The sequence below is a fragment of the Saccharothrix sp. CCNWYY140 genome (assembly GCF_037401995.1).
Classification (GTDB): domain Bacteria; phylum Actinomycetota; class Actinomycetes; order Mycobacteriales; family Pseudonocardiaceae; genus Actinosynnema.
The window spans coordinates 1-15,757 of the sequence record NZ_JBBEGC010000150.1; the positions used below are offsets into that span (position 1 = coordinate 1).

Here is a 15,757-nt window from a genome sequence, read left to right on the forward strand (position 1 = left end):
CAAGGACCAGAACCAGTACCTGATGATCGTCGAGGCGATCGGCGCCAACGGGCGCTACTTCCGCTCGTTCACCTCCAACAGCCTCAACGGCAACTGGACCCCGCAGGCCGCCACCGAGAGCAACCCGTTCGCCGGCAAGGCCAACAGCGGCGCCACCTGGACCAACGACATCAGCCACGGCGACCTCGTCCGCACCAACCCCGACCAGACCAAGACCATCGACCCCTGCAACCTCCAATTCCTCTACCAGGGCCGCGACCCCCGCTCCGACGGCACCCCGTACGGCCTGCTGCCCTACCGACCGGGCGTGCTGACGCTCCAGCGCTGAGACCGACGACGTGACGATGCCCGAAGGGGCAGCCGGACCTGCCCCTTCGGGCGTTGTCGCCCCACCACACCGCGCCTAACCTGGGCAGATGGTGTTCGACCTCCAGCTCGCGCACCGGACGCCGGTGCACCGCGTCGGCTGGCGCAGGTCGGCACCGGCGGGCGCACGCAGGTCGACACCGGCCAGGTCGGCACGGGTCGGCTCGGCGGCGGACGTCCTGGAACTGCAACGCACCGCGGGCAACCGGGCGGTCAGTCGCGTGCTCGGCGTGCAGCGGGTCGCACCCGCGCTCATCACGGTCGGCCCCGTAGGCGTGAACAACCAGCGGATCTCGGTGCCGATACCCCGCGGTGTGGCCCTGCAAGCGACCGTCCCCCGTGACCAGACGGTCGACTGGTCGCTGGTCGCGGGCACCGCGGCGATCGGCGCGGGCACGGCCATCGACGCCACGGGGCTGGTGACGTTCGGCGACGCGCAGCAAGGCGGCACCATCACCATCAGGGCCGAGCACCCCACGGAAACCGGCGTGCTCTCCGAGATCGAGGTGCTGTTGATCAAAGCGCCGGGCGGCATCGACTCGACGGTCGACAACAGTCCGGCCCTCCCGAACGAGTACGGCGCCGGGTTCCGGCACACCTTCGCGCCGCTGGGCGGCGGCGCGGGCAGCGAGTGCGAGGGAGGCCGGGTCAACGAGATCTTCCCGGGCGTGCCCAGCCCCAACGACACCCGGCACCGCATGCCCGGCACGCCGTTCGGGACGTTCGTCCTGCACTCCAACAACCCGCGGGACGTCCACGCGGGCTGGGAGATCGACGCGTCGGGCCAGATGATGGGCGACGACTACGTCACCATCGGGCGCGACGTGGTCAACATCCGCCCGTTCATCACCAACACCTCGAACCCGGCTCCGCCGCAGACCCTGCCCGCCAAGATCAGCGTCACCCAGAACCTGCGCTCACCCGAGGTGCCGACGAACACGTGGCGGGCCGCGTTCGCCACACCGGAGCACAAGCGGGAGCTCCGCGAAACCAGCCCCGGCACCCCGGAATTCGTCGTCACCGTCAACGGCGTCGAGCACGTCGACACCTACACGGGCGCGGCGGCGGTGCGCAACGCGCAGGCGGACCCCACGACGGTGGCCGTGTCCACGCCCGAAGCGACCAACACCGTCGCGATCACCGCCGAATCGACCCCGACCGACTCGCCGATCCGGTTCCGCATCGTCGGCCCCGCCCTCGGCTGCACCATCGACGCGTCGACGGGCCAACTCACCGTCGGCACCCGCCCCGGCACGATCCGGGTGCGCGCGTCGATCGACCGCCGCAACTTCGACGAGGTCACCATCACCATCACCCGGTGACCCGTCGTCACCACTCGACCGTGGCCGCTCGTCACGCTTCGAGCACCGGTCGCGTCGGACGGCCTCGTTTACGGTCGAGTCGAGGAACGGTCACCACTTGTCGCGGGGGTCGGTATGCGTCCACGGCTTCGTGCCGACGTGCGGTACGTGAAGAGCCCAGACGGGGTCTACGTGCGCGGCTCGGCGGGGGCGTGCACCCTCACCGGCGGCACCGCCTACGAGTGGCTGGACCGGCTCGTCCCGTTCCTCACCGGCGAACACGCGTTGAGCGACCTCGTGGCACCGCTGCGCGACGACCAGCGGGACGTGGTCGAGCACCTCGTCCGCTCGCTGCTCGACCAGCAGTTGCCGGCGGACGCCCGGGACGACGAACCGCACTCGCTCACCGATGGCCCAACACGAACGCGACGACGGCCCCCTCACCCCGTGGCTACCCGACAACACCATCCACGAGCAGCCTCACGACCCCCGCCTACACGTGCTGCGCAGCCCCGAAACCGCCGAACTGATGGCCACCTTCGCCGCCGACACCACCCACTGCTGTTCACCATGCTGTCCCGCGCCCGAACCGGCCAGGGCCGCAACGACCTGATGGCCCTGGAACCCAACCCCACTAGCCCGCCCCTGGGCCGCCTTGTGCACGGAGTACGTATGCGCACCTGCCACGCAGCGGCAAATGCGGTGGAGGACATCCACGGCATATCAGCGATCGACCTGGTCCCAACCTTCGTCAACACCCACCCAAACACCCAACCCCACTAGCCCACCCTTAGACACGCACAGCACGGCCTTTCCCCGCGCGCAGCGCGGTCTCCGCGCGCGGAGCGCGCGGTAGGTGTTACCTACAAGTGGAGGGCCTCGGTTCCCCCACCGTATGGCCTGCCCGAAGGGCTACCACGCTTTCGGTCGGGTGCAGCCGAATTTTTTGTGAGGAACGAGCAAAAAATTTAGCGGCACCCGACCTAAAGTGTGGTTGGCTCCGCCGGGCCATGCGGCAATGCCACTAAGTTAGGCTGCTTGCGGTAGGATGCGGCCGTGGCTCGCGCTGGTCAGAAGAAAGTGTCGGTCGAGGACGACGAGAATGTGCGTCTGGTCGACCGGATATCACTTGGCGTCCTGGCCGAGGTGGTCCCCCGGGACGTGATCGAAGAAGTCCTGGACGAGACCGGGAAACGTGAGCAGCGGACACGTCTCCTCCCCGCGCATGTCATGGTCCGGTTCTGTCAGGCGATGTGCCTGTTTTTCGACGACGATTACGAGGAGGTCATGCGTAAGCTTGTCGGGTCGTTGAAGTCGATGGGGTCGTGGCGCGGTGAATGGAGTGTCCCGTCCACTTCGGCGATTGCGCAGGCACGACAGCGTCTCGGGTTCGAACCGTTGCGTCTGCTGTTCGAGCGGGTCGCGGTGCCGGTCGCTGGGCCGGGTGCCCGCGGGGCGTGGCTGAAATCGCGTCGGATCATGGCCGTGGACGGTTTCATGCTCGATCTCCAGGACACCGACGAGAATGTGGCGGAGTTCGGCAAGAGCGACAACGACCGCAAAGCCGGCGGATTCCCGCAGGCGCTCGTGGTAGCGCTGGCGGAATGCGGAACGCACGCGATCGTCGATGCCGCGATCAGCGGCTACCGAGGCGACGAGAAGACTCTGGCCCGGACACTGCTGGGCTCGGTCGAGCCCGGCATGCTGGTCACCGCCGACCGGAACTTCTACAGCTTCTCGCTCTGGTCCGACTTCGTCGACACCGGCGCCGACCTGCTGTGGAGGATCACCTCCGGAGTCGAGTTGCCCGTCCTGCGATGGCTGCCCGACGGCTCCTACGACTCGATCCTGTTCAACCCGCAGGTCCGCAGCCGCCGGCGCCCGCAACTGATCGCCGACGCCACCGCCGGAAAGCCGATCGACCCCGAGGACGGATTCCGCGTGCGGGTCGTGGAATACGAAGTGCCCGACCGGGACGGCAACGGCACCGACGAACTGATCTGCCTGGCCACCACGATCCCGGATCCGGCCGAGGCCACCGCCACCGAACTGGCCTGGTGCTACCACCAGCGGTGGGAGATCGAAACCACCTTCGGCGAGATCAAGACCCGTCAACGCGGAAGCGCCCGCATACTGCGATCGAAATCACCGGACATGGTCCGACAGGAGATCTGGGCTTTTCTCCTGACCCACTACGCCATCCGCAGCCTGATGAGCCGGGCCGCCGACGAAGCCGACGCCGACCCCGACGAACTGTCCTTCATCCGCACACTCCGCGTCGTCCGCCGCCAGGTCACCGCCCAGGCGGACTTTTCCCCCTGACCACCGCCGACAAGCACTCGCCGACACCGTCGACGAAATCCTCTGGAAACGCACCAAAGGGCGCCGGAACCGCACCTGCCCCCGCGTCGTCAAACGCGGACGCCACAACTCCTACCGCGTCAAAAAACCCGAACACCACAGCACCACACACCCCGGACATCCCACCATCAAGATCCGCTCACCACGCCTAACTTAGCGGCATTGGGCCATGCGGTGGGGGAACCGACGCCCTTCACCCCCCATCGGTGGTCTCCCTGCTAGCTTTTGATCTTGAGAGCGCGAGGCGCGTTCGCTTAAGAGCGAAGCGTCAAGTTCAAAGATCTTGAAGAGCTTGAAAAGAGCCTCGCCGGCGGGCAGGCCGCCGAGGATGGACACAAAGCAAAAAAAGGCGGGGGCAGAGGTGTGCCGTGCGGCAGCTTCGTGAAAGACCTCGCGTGGCGGCGTGTGCGTGGCGGCTAGTCGAGGCGGAGGATTGTTTCCTCGATTTCTGTGTTGCGGGCTGGGGCGTAGGCGGTCTCGGTGCCGATGGGGGTGAAGCCTGCCTTCTCCAGGACCCTGAGTGATCCGAGGTTGTCGCTGGCCGCGCGGGCGTGCAAGGGGCGTGTCTTGATCACGTCCAGGAACAGGCTCAGGGCTTGGGTGGCGATGCCCTGGCCCCAGGCCGCACGGTCGATCCAGTAGGTCAGCTCTGTGTCGCCCTCCATCACGAAGCAGCCGATGGTGCCGACGAACCGGCCATCCCCCGTCACCGCCAGCACCGTGGTGTCCGGGGCTGTCCTGATCTTCGCCATGTGCTTGTCGAAGGCCGCCCTGTCGTCAGGGTCCTTCGCGGTGAAGGCGGCCATCTGGACCGACTCCGGGTCGCGCATCTGATCGAACAGCGCGTCCAGGTCGGTGTCCTCCACCGACCGCAGTGCCACCTCTACCACGACGTCCTCCCCATCTGGTCCGACTGGGCGAACGTATCAGCGACCACCGACAATTCCTGGCGTGCCGAGAGGCGAGACGACCGCTCGGGTGTTGGCGAACACCACGTACAGCAGCGGCGCGCAGGCCACGAGCAAGCCCTCCACCGGGCGCATTAGGACGATCGCCGCCGCCGTTGCGAGCACGACCGCGTTGAACAGGGCCAGGTACCAGCGCCTCGCAGTGAGGTACAGGCAGGAACGAGCCAGTCCACCTGGCAGTGTGGGATGGGTGGCGGCGACGAGGATCACGGCGATCGCGCAGGTCACCGCCAGAACGGCAGTAGAGGCGAACAATGGGAGGAGCGCGGGGAGTGCACGGGCGTCCACGACCAGGACGACCACGACCACGGCAGCGCCGTACCAAGCGGCCAGCGACGGGAGGAAAGCCCGCCGGTAAGCGGCCCAGTACGGTCGCCACACCTGGACCGAACCGTCGGCGAACACACCGAACACACCGGCCACGGCGGGAGCGCAACAACCCGACAGCACCACGAAGAACGGCCAAGACGCAGCCGGATCCGCTACCACCGCCAGAGCCAACAACAAGGGCGCGCAACCCACAGTGAGCAGCACGTTGGCCATCAACCCCACGTACACGACGCCGAACACCCGCTCATACGTCCGCTGCCCAAGAGGCCGGAGCAAGCGCACCGCGCTCACCCCTTCATGCCCGTCGTGGCGATACCGCGCAGGAAGTACCGCTGCCCCACCAAGAACACGACCAGAATCGGCACCACGGACAACACAGCCCCGGTCATGATCATCGCGTACTCGGCGTCGTACTGCCCCACGAACGACTTCAACCCCAACTGGACAGTCCACAACTCGTTGCTGGTCAAGTAGATGAACGGCCCCAAGTAGTCGTTCCACGTGGTGACGAAGGTCAACAAAGCCAGGCTGGCCAACGCGGGCTTGGACAGCGGCAGGATGATCCGCCAGTAGATCCCGTACTCGCTGAGCCCGTCCAACCGTGCCGCCTCGCACAGCTCGTCCGGGATCGACAAGTAGTACTGCCGCATGAGGAACACGCCGAAAGCACCGAAGGCCTGCAAGAACACGATCGACCAGTACGTGTCGGTCAGCTCCGCCTTCTGCATCATCACGTACTGCGGCACCATGTACGCCTGCCACGGCACGGCGATGGTCGCGATGTAGGCCAAGAACAACGCATCCCGCCCAGGGAAACGGACCTTGGCGAAGCCGTAGGCCGCGAAGCTGCCGGTGAGCACCTGCAACAACGTGATCACCGACGCCAGGAACGCGGAGTTCGCCAGTTGATCAGCCAGGGGCACACGCTCCCAGATCTCGACGAAGTTGGACCAGCGCAACTCCTCCGGAATCCACCGCGTCGGCACGGAGAACACCTCGTTGTCCCGTTTCAGGGACGCGGACACCATCCACGCGAACGGCACGAGCACGACCAGCACCATCGACGCGAGCGCGCCGTACGCCACGACCGAGCGCAGCCACCGGGTGGTCACGGGGCGTTCCTCCGCTCGTTGAGGCGGAACTGGAGGACGGTCACCGACAGCACGATCACGAACAGCACCAGTGCGATCGCCGACGAGTAGCCGAAGTGGCCCTCGGTGATGCCCTCGCGGTAGACCAGCTGCGCGAGCACGAGGGTGCTGCGGCCGGGGCCGCCGTTGGTCATGACCACGATCAGGTCCAGCACCTTGAAGCTCTGGATGGTCAAAAGCACCAAGACGAAGAACGTGGTCGGGCGCAGGCACGGCAGCGTGACGTGCCGGAACCGCTGCCACGCGCCGGCGCCGTCGACCCGCGCGGCCTCGTAGTACTCCGCCGGGATGGCCTGCAACCCGGCCAAGTACAGGACCATGTAGTACCCCATGTCCCGCCACACGCTGGTGACGATCACCGCGGGCATGGCCCAGTCGGTGCTGGTCACCCACCCGGGCGGGTTGTCGACGCCGAGCACGCCCAACAGCTGGTTGACCGGGCCGGCGGTGGGGTTGAACAGCATGTTCCACACCACCGCCACCGCTACCAGCGAGGTCACGTACGGGAAGAAGGCCGCGGTGCGGAAGAAGCCCACGCCGCGGACCTTCCGGTCCAGCACGACCGCCAGGGCCAGGGCCGCCAGCATGGTCAGCGGGATGTGGCCGGCCGCGTAGTACAGGGTGTTGGTGAGCGCCGTGCGGAAGTTGTCGTCCTCCACCAGCTTGGCGAAGTTGTCCAGCCCGACCCACTCCGGCGCCCGGTAGGAGTCCCACCGGGTGAAGGCCAGGGCGAAGGTCGCCAGCACCGGCACCAGGGTGAACAGGGCGAACCCGAGCAGGTTCGGGAGGATGAAGCTCCACCCGACGAGGGTGTCGCGCCGCTTCCGGGAGCGGGTGCGGACGGGGGGCGCGGGCGTGGTGGCCGGCGGCGTCAGCGTGGTCGTCATGGCGTCAGGCGACGACGTCGTGGACCCGGTCGCGCATGGAGCGGATGCCGTCCTCCACGGACTTGTCGCCGACCATGATCAACTGGTGTTCCTCGCGCAGGATGGTGTCCACGTCGGAGGTGTGCTCGTGCACGGGCATCTCCAGCGCGATCTTGTCGGGCGCGAACGCCTTGCGGCTCAGCTCGTCGGTGGGCATCCCGGGCAGCGCCAGGTACTCCCGCGTGATCTCCGGGCTGCGCAACGCGGGCACCACGCCCACCTTCGTGATGGCCTTCGCGCCCTCCGGACCGGCGGCGAACTCCACGAACTTGCGCGCGGCGGCCGAGTGCTTGGCGTTCTTGTTGACCGCGAACGCCGTAGGTGAACCGAACGTGGTCACCCCGCTCGCACCGGGCCGTTGCGGCATCGGCGCGACCGCCCAGTCCACCGAGGTGTCGCCCTTGGCCTTGGCCGCCAGGACGCCGGCGACGTACCAGGTGCCCATCGGCACCATCGCGGCGGCCTCGGTCTCGAACATGGTGCGGTAGCTGGACTGCTGCGTGGTCGAGGTGGCGAAGTCGGGGACCGCGCCGTCTTCCTGGAGGTCCAGTGCCAGGCGGTACTGGTCGGTGAAGAAGTTGAAGTCGCCGTTGATCTGGTCGCCGCCGGTCTGCGCCGCCGCGATGGCGTGCACGACCGAGCGCCAGGTGTGGTGGTAGGCGCCGTAGACCTTCTTGCCGTCCTTGTCCTGCGTGAGCTTGCGAGCGAGCTCGGCGTAGCGGTCCCAGGTCAGCCCGTCGGGCTGCGGGAGGCCGGCGGCGTCGAACAGCTTCTTGTTGTAGTACAGCAGCCAGAAGTCGTGGCGGTAGGGCAGCGCGAAGTACGTGCCCTTGAGGTCGAACGCCTCCAGGCCGGTCAGGTCCTTGGTCGCGCGGGCCAGGTCGGTGATGTCGGCGAGTTGGCCGCGGCCGGCGTAGCGGGCGTAGTCGGTGACGTTCTTCATGGTGATCACGTCGGTCTTGTCACCGCCGGCGAGCATCGTGGTGACCTTCTGCGGGTAGTCGTCGGCCAGGATGTCCACCGGCCGCACGTCCACGTCCGGGTTGGCCTTCTCGAAGGCGTCGAACAGCGCCTTGAACTCGGGTATGCCCGCGAGGTTCCACACCGACACGGTCAGCGCGACCGGGCCGCCGTCCTCCTCGCCGGACCCGCACCCGGCCACGACCAGGGCCAGTGCCGCCAGGAGCGCCGGCAGTCGCCGAGCGGTGGGCTTTCGGGGAGTCGCCATTGATCCCGTCTCCTCTTCGTCTTCGTCTACCGGGGCAGGTCGGCGGTGGTGGTTCCCCCGTCGGGCCAGCGGATGTGGAGCCTGTGTTCGTCGTGCGTGACGACCGGTGGTCCGGCCGCCGTGCCCAGTGCGATCGCGGCGATCGCCCACGTGCCGGGTGCGACCGGTCCCGCCGCCCACGGCGTGCCGGTCCGCGGACCCAGCGGACTCGCGTCGTCTTCCGTGTGCACGCCGACGCGGTCAAGGCCGTGCAGGGCGACCAGGACCGAGCACCGGCCGCCCGCGCGCACCGAGGCCGTGGCCGCGTCGGTCTCGACCTCCTCCCCCGCCATCGGCCAGCCGCCGATCCTCAGCGCGACCGCCGTGTGCACGGCGTCCAGTAGGGGTTCCACTCGGGCGCACCGGACTTCCCACGGTCCTTTGAGGACGGAAAGTGTGGTGATCTCCGCCAGATCGTGCGCTGTGCCGCGCCGGCCGGACCCGTGATCCCGGCCGGGCACGGGGTCGAGCAGGTGGACCCGGGCGACCGACGCGCCGAGCACGGCGTCCCCGATCTTCTCCACGCGCAAGGTCCGCATGCCGGCGCGGTGGGTGGCCGCGCCCGAAGCGGTCAGGAGCACGACGGACTGGTCCACCGGCGAGTTCCACGCGCTGTCCGACAGCAGCGGGGCCGTGGCCGTCGAGTAGCCCAGGCGTGTGTAGAGCGGCGAGTCGCCGACCCGTGCACCGACGTGCTCGTGGTCGGTGCCGTGGTTGACCACCCGCACGATCCCGTCCGCACGAGTGGCCGAGACCAGCCAGCCCGGCGGACCCGCGCACCACGTCTGGTCGGCCCGTTCCACGGGCAGCGGCTCCTCCACCGCGGTCCACACCGGGTGGTCGGCGGGCAGCGCGAGCCCGAGCATCCCCTTGGCCGCCCAGTACGGCGAGGACGGCCCGGAGTAGGACTGGGCCAGCGCGGGCCACTCGTGGTGCCAGCCCAGCGTCAACAGGCCCCGCTCGTCGGGTGCGCCGTGCTCGACGAAGTGCCCGAGGACTCCGGACGCGGCACGGCGCAGCAGACCCGGACCCACGGACGTCACGCCGGCCAGCGCGCCCACCCAGAACGGCGCCGCCGCGGCGAACCGGTAGATCAGGCTGCGGCCCTGCACCAGCGGAGAGCCGTCCGCGCCGACCAGTCGCACCTGGTCGAGCAGGAACCGGCCCAGCCGCGCGATGTCCTCGGCGGCCCGATCGGCAGACTCGGTCGCACCGCGCATCCGTGCCCACAGCACCGGGTACAGGTGCAGCGCCCAGCCGCAGTAGTGGTCGAACGCCCGCTCATCGCCGTCGGCGAACCAGCCCTCACCGCGGTGGAACGCGTCGTGCGCGGCCAGGTCGGCGGCGATGTCGTCGGCCTTCCACGGCCCGCCGACCGACCGCAAGAACGTCTGCACGACGATCCGGAACCACACCCAGTTGCAGCGCGGATAAGTGTCGTCGCCGACCACGGGCGCGAGGTAGTCGACCACCCGCTCCCGCACGCCCTCGTCGAGCCGGTCCCACAGCCACGGCCGGGTCATGTCCAGGATCAGCGCCAGCGAGGCGGCCTCGACCTTGGCCTGCGCGTGCTCGTCGGGCCGGGGCCAGCGGTACGGCGAGGCGGGGTCGGTGCCCGCGGCGAGCCCGCGCGCGTACCAGCCGGCCAGGTCCAGCGGGTCGCGGCCGTGCTCGCCGGCGAGCCGGAAACCGGCCAGCAGCAGGGTGCGGGCGAAGCCCTCCAGGCCGTCCACGGCCGTGCCGTAGCCGCCGGGCGGACCGGGCGGGGTGATCCGGGCGTGGTCCGGTGAGGCGTGCTCGCGGGCGGCGAGCAGGAGCCGGTCGGCCAGCGCCGCCCAGCGCTCGCGGGTCCACCCGGTGATCGGCGCGGCGGTCATGCGCTCATCCCCAGCGTGTCGGCGGTGACCGCGGCACGCAATGGCAGGCCCGCCAGGTGGCGTTCCAGCTCGTCGATCGCGCTGTCGCTGAGCCGGCGGGTCTCCGCGCCCAGCGAGCCCGCCACGTGCGGGGTGATCATCACGTTCGGCAGGGTGTAGAGGACCGAGTCGGCGGGCAGCGGCTCCGGGTCGGTGACGTCGAGGATCGCGTCCAGCCGGCCGGCGGCGCACTCCCGTTCCAACGCGGCCGTGTCGACCAGGGAGCCGCGCGCGGTGTTGACGATGGTGGCGCCGTCGCGGAGCAGCGCCAGTTCCGGGGCGCCGATCAGGTGGCGGGTGGAGTGCAGCTCGGGCGCGTGCAGGGTGAGGACGTCGCTGGCGCGTAAGAGGTCCGGCAGTTCGACCAGGCGTGCGCCCGCCGCGCGCACGCGGGCCGGGTCGGCGTACGGGTCGGCCACCAGGACCGTCACGTCCAGCGTCCGCAGCCGCTCCACCACCCGGCGCCCGACACGCGAGAAGCCGACGACGCCGATCGTCCGGTCGCGGTTGGACAGCTCGCCGCGCGCCTCGGCGTAGGACCAGTCGGCGCGGTGCGCGCGGGCGTCCTGGGCGAGGAACGGGGCCTTCTTCCCGGCGAACACGATCGCGGCGAGGGTGAACTCGGCGACCGGGATGGCGTTCTCGTCGGCCGCCGAGGTGACCACGATCCCCCGCCGCCACAGCTCGTCGGACACCAGTGGCCGCACGGTGCCCGCGCAGTGGAAGACCGCGCGCAGCCGGGGCGCGGCGGCCAGCCGCGGGGCGGTCAGCCGGGGCGCGCCCCACGAGGTGAGCAGCACGTCGGCCTCGCGCAGCCGGTGGCGGGCGGTGGTGGAGTCCAGCTCGGTCACGCACAGCGGGTCGCCCAGGTCGACCAGCCCGGCGAGGCGGTCGAGCTGGGGTCGGTGGAACTGGATCCGGAAGTGGCGGCGCGCCATGACGAGCAGCGCGTGCGGTCGTCGGTCGGTCACGGGCGTCCTCCGCAGGGGTTCGGGGCGCTCGAACGCTGCGACCGATCATCTTCGATCAGACTTTTCAGGTCAAGACTGGATTTATCAGTAGCGATCAGATCGGATCAGAGGATGATGTTCGGCGTGACGACCTCCGACATGCTGCCCGCGGAACGCCGCGCCAAGGTGGTCGAGCTGCTGCGGGCCAAGGGGACCGTGCGCGTGCACGACCTGGCCGACGCGCTCGACGTCTCCGCGATCACCGTGCGCCGGGACATCAACTTCCTCGCCGAACAGGGCCTGGTGCAGCGCGTGCGAGGGGGTGCGACGGTCGCCGGGGTGCCCGTGCCCGGCGCCGCGCCGCCGGCCGACGAGCTGCCCACCGTGGGCATGGTCGTGCCGTCGCTGGACTACTACTGGCCGGACGTGATCAGGGGCGTGCGCGAGGCCGCCGCCGAGGAGGACGTGCGGATCGTGCTGCGCGGCGCCACCTACGAAGCCGCCGACGAACGCCGCCAGCTGTCCCGGCTGGTCGAGGCCGGCGCGGTGGACGGGCTGCTGGTCGCCCCGACCACGACGGGGGCCGAGGGCGAGGCCCTGGTGGAGTGGCTGCGCTCGGTGGACCTGCCGGTCGTGCTGCTGGAGCGCACCCCCGGCGACAACTACCAGGAGGCCGTCGAGTCCGTGGTCAGCGACCACGCGCGGGGGGCGGCGATGGCCGTGGTGCACCTGGCGGAGGCCGGTCACCGGCGCATCGGGCTGTGCACGACCGTGTCCAGTCCGACTTCGCCGCACGTGCGGCGGGGGTGGCGAGAGGCGTGCGACCGGCTGGGCCTGCCGGTGGCGGAGGTCCCGGACGTGAGCACCGCCGACAGCCGCAGCCCGGACTGGCCGGCCGCCCGCGACGCCCTGCTGGACCGGTGCGCGGCGACCGGGACGACGGCGCTGCTGGTGCACTCCGACCCGGAGGCGATCTCGCTGGTGCAGCGTTGCCAGGAACGGGGGCTGGACGTGCCCGGGGACCTGGCCGTGGTGACCTACGACGACGAGGTCGCCGAGTTGTGCGACCCGCCGCTGACGGCGGTCCGGCCACCCAAGTCCGCCGTGGGCCGCGCGGCCGTGTCCCTGTTGGCAGCGCGCCTGCGCGACCCGGATCCGCACCGCCCGGCGCACCGGGTGGTCATCGAGCCGCGACTGGTGGTGCGGGCGTCGTCGTGACGCCGGGAGGCGGCAGGGCCGGGTGGCCCTGCCGCCGGTCGGTCAGGCGACCCGGCAGGTGAGGCTCGGCCAGGTCCAGTTGCCGTTGTGCTGGACGGTGAACCCGAACGTGTTGCCGTTGCCGTTGGGGCGGGCGGTCATCACGTTGCCGCTGGAGTCCCAGCTCGCGCTGGTGTTCCAGGTGGCGATGATCTTCTGCGGGTAGCTCACCGTGACGGTGACGATCCAGTTGTTCGTGCCCGTGACGGTGACCTGCCCGTTGAACCGGTCACTCCACTTCTCGCCCTCGGAGTAGGTCGCGGTGCAACCGCCGGGGTTCGTGTTGGAGGACGTGGTCGTGGTGGTGGTCGGGTTGGTGGTGCCCGTGCCGCTGTTCAGGACGTTGAGGACCGACGTGTAGGCGGCCTTCTTGTTTCCGGAGCCGTCGAACAGCAGCGGGGTGCCCGACGCGCGCCAGGAGTCGGTGTCGCGGATGCCCCAGACGGTGATGCCGGTGCAGCGGGAGACGGCCAGGCAGGCTTGGGTGACGCCTTGGTACTGCTGGGCCTGGGTGGAGCCGGAACCCTCGATGTCCAGCTCGGTGATCTGGACGTCCACGCCGAGGTTGGCGAAGTTCTGGAGCGTGGTGTGGTAGTTCGACGGCACCGGGTTGCCGCTGTTGAAGTGCGCCTGGAACCCGACACAGTCGATCGGCACACCGCGGGACTTGAAGTCCTGCACCATCCGGTACACGGCCTGGGTCTTGGCGTGCGACCAGTTGTCGGTGTTGTAGTCGTTGTAACAGAGCTTCGCACCCGAGTCGGCTGCCCGCGCCGCTCGGAACGCGGCCTCGATCCAGTCGTTGCCGGTGCGCTGGAGGTTGGAATTGCGGCGCGCGCCCGACGAGCCGTCCTCGAAGGCCTCGTTCACCACGTCCCAGGCGTAGATCTTGCCCCGGTAGTACGTGGCGACCTGCGTGACGTGGTTCAACATGGCCGACCGCAGGGAAGAACCCTCCATGCGCTGCATCCAACCCGGCTGCTGCGAATGCCACGCCAACGCGTGCCCGCGGACCCGCTTGCCCTGGTTGCGGGCGTGGTTGACGATCCGGTCGGCGTTGCCGTAGCTGAACTGGTTCTGGTTCGGCTCGGTGGCGTCCATCTTCATTTCGTTCTCGGCCGTGACCATGTCGAATTCCCGGTTCAGGATTCCGACGTAGGTCGAGTCACCGAGCTTGTTGGCGGCCACCGCGGTGCCGAAGTAGCGACCACTCTGCTGGGCCGCCGCGGCAAGCGTGGTCGCGGCGCCACTGGCGGGCGCCGCCACCAGGACCGCGACGCCCGCGGTGGCGGCCACCAGGGTCGACACGAGCGCTACTCGGGAGACCGACTTCGCTGTCAGCTTCATGTTTGCGCTTTCTCAGAAGGGGATCTTTCGAAACTTTCGGATACAATACCGATAGTTGTCGGCACTGACCATAACCACAGCCGGAGCGCGTGGGCAACGCCTCCCGGCAGCTAAAGAAATACGCGGAACTTTTAGCCGGCCACCTGGCCGTTCCCCGCCCGAAACGTTTTCGCAACACCTTGACCGCCTCGCCGGCGTTCATCCACAGTCGCGTTCGCCGGGTCGGTCCGCCCAGAAGGAGAAGTGATCACCGTGCCTGCACTGAAATCCCGGCGAACAGCCGCGGTCGTCGTCGCCGTGGCCCTGAGCGCGTCGGTCGCGACCCTCGTCGGCGCGCAGTCGGCCTCCGCGACAACGGGTTGCCGCGTCGACTACAGGATCACCTCGGAATGGCCAGGCGGCTTCACCGCAAGCGTCGCCATCACCAACCTGGGCGACCCGCTCACCGCATGGCGCCTGGCGTGGACGTTCCCCGGCGACGAACGAATCACCCAGTCCTGGAACGGCACCTCCACTCAGTCGGGCAACCGCGCAACGGTGACCAACGCGTCATGGAACGGCGGCATCCCCACCGACGGAACGATCTCGTTCGGCTTCAACGCCACCTCAAGCGCCCGAACAATCCAACCCGCAACCTTCACGCTCAACGACGCAACCTGCACCGGCACCACCACGACAACAACCATCACCACCACAACAACGACGTCAACAGAACACCCGGCCGTGGACTACAACCTCCCGGTCACCCGCGAGGGCGCATACGGCGACAACCGCTACACCGTCTACCGCCCCGCCAACCCCCAGTCCGCAGGCCGCCTCCTCCCCGTACTGGCCTTCGGCAACGGCGCCTGCGCCCACACAGACGGCAGCGAGGTAGTACGGGCACTGACGTTCATCGCCTCCAAGGGCTTCGTCGTAGTCGACACAGCGTCGGCAAACGGCTCCCCCAACGGCGTCCCCAGCGGCTCCCCGATCCCGACCTTGCTGACCAACGCCATCACTTGGGCAGAACGCGAACAAACGCGCTCCGGCGCCCCACTCGCGCAACGCCTGGACCTGACCAAGGTCGCCACAGCAGGCCACTCATGCGGCGGCCTGGAAGCCCTGGTAGCCGCCCAAGACCCCCGCGTCCGAGCAGTAGCCGCCCTGAACAGCGGCTTCTTCGCCGACGACTCCTTCGGCTACCCCCGCTCAGAAGTAACAAAGCTCCACAGCCCAGCCCTCTTCATGGACGGCGGCCCCACCGACATCGCCTACTCCAACAACCAGGCCACTTACGACCTGGCCACCGTCCCGGCCATCCTGGCCAGGCACCCCCAGGCGGGCCACACAGGCTTCATCACAGGCCCCCAAATGACCGACGGCATGACCACACTAGTCCACTTCCTGGACATGGCCCTAAACAACAACCAAACCGCCCGCACTTACCTCATGAGCCCCTCCGGCCTAGCCGCAAAGTACCCTTGGACAGTAACCCGCAAGAACTTCTAACCCCCAAGCCACCGACCGCGCAAAGCGCCGCCGTTCGACGGAGCCGGCAAGTGGGCAGTCCGCCGGGGAGGACACAACTCAACTTGGGCTTCTTGCTTGTGTCATCCCCGTATGGCCTGCCCGAAG

14 protein-coding genes are annotated in these 15,757 nt (G+C 69.0%); 5 read left to right on the top strand and 9 right to left on the bottom strand.

The genetic code is table 11. The features are described 5' to 3' along the window. On the top strand, positions 1-328 hold a 328-nt coding region (locus WBN91_RS35030; RefSeq protein ID WP_337729332.1), incomplete at its 5' end, for a non-reducing end alpha-L-arabinofuranosidase family hydrolase. 88 nt (positions 329-416) lie between these two features. Then, the gene (locus tag WBN91_RS35035) at positions 417-1,688 is read left to right on the top strand and encodes a hypothetical protein (protein ID WP_337729333.1); all 1,272 of its coding nucleotides are present in this window, start codon (positions 417-419) and stop codon (positions 1,686-1,688) included. Between the two features lie 90 nt (positions 1,689-1,778). Here the strand turns inward: WBN91_RS35035 and WBN91_RS35040 are convergent, their stop codons facing one another. Then, positions 1,779-2,066, bottom strand: coding sequence for a hypothetical protein (locus WBN91_RS35040; protein ID WP_337729334.1), 288 nt, complete (start codon positions 2,064-2,066; stop codon positions 1,779-1,781). Between the two features lie 681 nt (positions 2,067-2,747). Between WBN91_RS35040 and WBN91_RS35045 the strand changes: the two genes are divergently transcribed. After that, positions 2,748-3,989 (top strand): IS4 family transposase, encoded by a 1,242-nt coding sequence (locus WBN91_RS35045; RefSeq protein WP_337728807.1) that lies wholly within the window; start codon positions 2,748-2,750, stop codon positions 3,987-3,989. A 455-nt stretch (positions 3,990-4,444) separates the two neighbouring features. Here WBN91_RS35045 and WBN91_RS35050 read toward each other — a convergent pair whose 3' ends face one another. From WBN91_RS35050 to WBN91_RS35080, 7 genes are read right to left on the bottom strand one after another with little or no spacing between them, the layout of a single operon-like run. Further along, positions 4,445-4,918, bottom strand: coding sequence for a GNAT family N-acetyltransferase (locus WBN91_RS35050; RefSeq protein ID WP_337728806.1), 474 nt, complete (start codon positions 4,916-4,918; stop codon positions 4,445-4,447). A gap of 36 nt (positions 4,919-4,954) precedes the next feature. Beyond that, complete coding sequence (locus WBN91_RS35055) at positions 4,955-5,608, bottom strand: hypothetical protein (protein WP_337728805.1); 654 nt, start codon at positions 5,606-5,608, stop codon at positions 4,955-4,957. A gap of 5 nt (positions 5,609-5,613) precedes the next feature. Next, entirely contained in the window at positions 5,614-6,438 is an 825-nt protein-coding gene (locus tag WBN91_RS35060; protein WP_337728804.1) for a carbohydrate ABC transporter permease, read from the bottom strand. Then, positions 6,435-7,364, bottom strand: a complete 930-nt coding sequence (locus tag WBN91_RS35065) for a carbohydrate ABC transporter permease (RefSeq protein ID WP_337728803.1) — start codon at positions 7,362-7,364, stop codon at positions 6,435-6,437. Before WBN91_RS35065 ends, WBN91_RS35060 begins: the two co-directional genes overlap by 4 nt. Before the next feature lie 4 nt (positions 7,365-7,368). Continuing rightward, positions 7,369-8,631, bottom strand: coding sequence for an ABC transporter substrate-binding protein (locus tag WBN91_RS35070; protein ID WP_337728802.1), 1,263 nt, complete (start codon positions 8,629-8,631; stop codon positions 7,369-7,371). Positions 8,632-8,657: 26 nt separating this feature from the next. Continuing rightward, a complete protein-coding gene (locus WBN91_RS35075) occupies positions 8,658-10,547 on the bottom strand; it encodes a DUF2264 domain-containing protein (RefSeq protein ID WP_337728801.1) in 1,890 nt (629 codons plus the stop codon). After that, on the bottom strand, positions 10,544-11,557 hold the full coding sequence (locus tag WBN91_RS35080; protein ID WP_337728800.1) for a hydroxyacid dehydrogenase: 1,014 nt from the start codon (positions 11,555-11,557) through the stop codon (positions 10,544-10,546). Before WBN91_RS35080 ends, WBN91_RS35075 begins: the two co-directional genes overlap by 4 nt. A gap of 123 nt (positions 11,558-11,680) precedes the next feature. On the opposite strand from WBN91_RS35080, the gene WBN91_RS35085 reads away from it, so the two are divergent. Continuing rightward, positions 11,681-12,754 carry a substrate-binding domain-containing protein gene (locus WBN91_RS35085; protein ID WP_337728799.1) on the top strand — a complete coding sequence of 358 codons (1,074 nt, stop codon included), beginning with the start codon at positions 11,681-11,683 and terminating at the stop codon, positions 12,752-12,754. Positions 12,755-12,796: 42 nt separating this feature from the next. Here the strand turns inward: WBN91_RS35085 and WBN91_RS35090 are convergent, their stop codons facing one another. After that, positions 12,797-14,140, bottom strand: a complete 1,344-nt coding sequence (locus WBN91_RS35090) for an endo-1,4-beta-xylanase (RefSeq protein WP_337728798.1) — start codon at positions 14,138-14,140, stop codon at positions 12,797-12,799. Positions 14,141-14,383: 243 nt separating this feature from the next. Here WBN91_RS35090 and WBN91_RS35095 point away from each other — a divergent pair, with 243 nt between their 5' ends. Next, positions 14,384-15,631 carry a cellulose binding domain-containing protein gene (locus tag WBN91_RS35095; protein ID WP_337728797.1) on the top strand — a complete coding sequence of 416 codons (1,248 nt, stop codon included), beginning with the start codon at positions 14,384-14,386 and terminating at the stop codon, positions 15,629-15,631. The last annotated feature ends 126 nt before the right edge of the window (positions 15,632-15,757 follow it).

Excerpts from the sequence above, each read along its gene's own strand:
- WBN91_RS35035 (WP_337729333.1), top strand. The coding sequence starts at position 417 with ATGGTGTTCGACCTCCAGCTCGCGCACCGGACGCCGGTGCACCGCGTC.
- WBN91_RS35090 (WP_337728798.1), bottom strand. The coding sequence starts at position 14,140 with ATGAAGCTGACAGCGAAGTCGGTCTCCCGAGTAGCGCTCGTGTCGACC.
- WBN91_RS35075 (WP_337728801.1), bottom strand. The coding sequence starts at position 10,547 with ATGACCGCCGCGCCGATCACCGGGTGGACCCGCGAGCGCTGGGCGGCG.
- WBN91_RS35070 (WP_337728802.1), bottom strand. The coding sequence starts at position 8,631 with ATGGCGACTCCCCGAAAGCCCACCGCTCGGCGACTGCCGGCGCTCCTG.
- WBN91_RS35065 (WP_337728803.1), bottom strand. The coding sequence starts at position 7,364 with ATGACGACCACGCTGACGCCGCCGGCCACCACGCCCGCGCCCCCCGTC.